Source organism: Actinoplanes rectilineatus, from assembly GCF_000962825.1.
In the GTDB taxonomy this organism is placed as follows: Bacteria; Actinomycetota; Actinomycetes; order Mycobacteriales; family Micromonosporaceae; genus Actinoplanes; species Actinoplanes rectilineatus.
Window position 1 is genome coordinate 1 of record NZ_JZKF01000270.1, and the last position, 324, is coordinate 324.

General features: G+C 63.9%; 1 protein-coding gene. It reads right to left on the reverse strand.

The annotated features are described in order from the left end of the window. The coding region (locus WH85_RS46375; protein ID WP_045748616.1) for a cbb3-type cytochrome c oxidase subunit I at window positions 1–324 on the reverse strand (324 nt) is incomplete at both ends.

A 324-nucleotide genomic window follows, 5' to 3' on the forward strand; every position in this document is an offset into this window, starting at 1 on the left:
CTCGAAGCTGATCTGGCCGCGCCACATGGTGCCGATCCAGACGAAGAACTTCATGCCGGTCGGTACCGCGATCATGAAGCTCAGGAAGCTGAAGAACGGCAGCAGCACCTGGCCGGTGGCGAACATGTGGTGCGCCCACACCGACATCGACAGCGCGCCGATCAGCAGGGTCGCGGCGACCAGGCCCTTGTAGCCGAAGACCGGCTTGCGGCTGAACACCGGGATGACCTCGGTGATGATGCCGAAGAACGGCAGCGCGATGATGTACACCTCGGGGTGCCCGAAGAACCAGAACAGGTGCTGCCAGAGCATCGGCCCGCCGGT